Source organism: Fibrobacter sp. (assembly GCF_045131395.1).
Taxonomy (GTDB): domain Bacteria; phylum Fibrobacterota; class Fibrobacteria; order Fibrobacterales; family Fibrobacteraceae; genus Fibrobacter.
Map to the genome: position 1 here is coordinate 1 of NZ_JBGUQY010000031.1, position 1,923 is coordinate 1,923.

The window sequence follows — 1,923 nt, forward strand, 5'->3', positions numbered from 1 at the left end:
CGTGAAGTGAAACATCCCTGTCGCACTCATTTGAATGAATTTTAAAACTGTTTTCATAATCAACAATCTTGAATTCATCTTGTGAAAGTTTTTCAGAAATGAAATTTCTAATTTGTTTCAATTTTTCGGTCATCAGTTTTCCCCACTAAGAATCATTTATACATTTTAAATAATTCTTTAAAAATTTCCGTTAAAACGTTCACAACAATGCTATTTCCGGCCATTTTATAAAGCTGTGAATTGCTAATTCCCTTAATTTTGTCAAAATCATCATCGGTGAATCCCATCAATCGAAAACATTCCCTTGGTGTCAGTTTTCTGATTCTTACATCAACATGACTTCGGTCAACAAACTTCGGTTCTAGTCCACCGCCGGAACAGGTGTTCAATGTCGGTGCTATTCCGTCCGGATCGTATATTCTGCCCCGCTGCGGATTATCAAATTGACCGGTTTTCACTATATTTCCCACTTGCAGAATTTTCGGCGGATCTTTGTAATCTGTGACAGATAGGCAACCGACAATGCCATTGATTGAAAAAACGCGTCCACGCTGACCACCAACACCAAGATCGCCCACTGTACGCATGACAGGTTCTGCAATGTAATTGTCTTTCAAAACAGTTGTCAATGTGTTGCATAAGTCATCAGGACGGCATTCGAATTCACGCATGTTTGCCCGCTTTTCATGAATTTCACCCTGTTCGTATGCAGTGCGAATTTCTTTTCCGTATTCCGTCCGAACTGAACGCAAGACTGCCGGATGATTCAGTTCGATTTCTTCAGCAATTTTCCGTGCAAGTGCAATCGCATTCGGTGTGTTAATAAAAAACTTTTCCGGCACATCTTTTTCCAACAGGTCACGAACACGCAATTTCAAAACCTGTGTTTCTGGAAATGTGAATTCCTGTTCAATGTCTTTCCGGATTGAAACGATGAAAACACGTTCCCTGTTCTGCGGAATTCCGAAATCCTTGGAATTCAGAACCTGATAATAATTTCTATATCCGGCATGTTCCAATGATTCAAGAACAGTTTTGAATTCATTCTTGAACTGCTTCATTGTTAATGCCTTTACATTTTCACAAATTGCCCACTTCGGCTGTAAATCCTGAATGATTCTCAATGCGTCGAAAAACAGACCGGAACGTGTACGATTTCCGGCACCGTCTTCAAAACCTTTCTGCCGTCCGGCAATGCTGATGTCCTGGCACGGAAAACCATATGTGACTAAATCAACATCAGGAAATAACAATGTGCTTACTTTCCGGACATCACGCAAGTTCAATGATTCATCAACATTGTGTATCATTGAATAGGCAGCACTTGCATATTTGTCTATTTCACAATAGTTGATTGTCTGGAACTCATGCCCCCCCCTACGCAATGCGCATTCGAACGCGCCGATGCCTGAAAACAGGCTTAACAACTTAATCATCAAACAGTCCTATATTTTTTTATTATTCTTTGTCTTTCTTGTTCTTTTCCTGAAGCGCTTGCAGACTTTCCCACAAATCACACAACGAAAAACGAATCATTTCATCAAAAATCTTTTGCTTGAAATCTCGGATTTCATAACAATGCTTTCTATTCAGGTTATCGAAATCACAAACCTGTTTTTTCAGTTCTTCATTCTCTTTCAACAGGTTCTTGATTCGACAGTTAAGTTCAGTTTCCTTTTGCTGTTCTCTAAAACTCCAGGAATCCGGCATGCCGTCATCAACAGTGATAACATAGTGCATTGAATTGTCATTGCCGTTCAGGACAAGAATGTCATCACTGATTGAATACTGCATATAACAATCCCAAATCTGCGAACGTGCATTGGTGGATGCGACAATGTTCTTATATCCGATCCGTGCGCTGTTCTGACACAATGTGATTGTGTCACTTGTGAATTTCAAATCCCTTTTCTGCTGCAGTTC

2 protein-coding genes are annotated in these 1,923 nt (G+C 39.9%); both read right to left on the reverse strand.

Annotated features, from left to right (window positions below):
* Positions 1 to 152: 152 nt before the first annotated feature.
* Entirely contained in the window at positions 153 to 1,436 is a 1,284-nt protein-coding gene (locus ACJMNB_RS08970; protein ID WP_405341619.1) for a DNA cytosine methyltransferase, read from the reverse strand.
* A gap of 22 nt (positions 1,437 to 1,458) precedes the next feature.
* A partial coding sequence (locus ACJMNB_RS08975; protein ID WP_405341621.1) for a hypothetical protein occupies positions 1,459 to 1,923 on the reverse strand: 465 nt, incomplete at its 5' end.

Bases quoted from the DNA above. Each gene is read 5' to 3' on its own strand.
- ACJMNB_RS08970 (WP_405341619.1), bottom strand. From the start codon at position 1,436: ATGATTAAGTTGTTAAGCCTGTTTTCAGGCATCGGCGCGTTCGAATGC.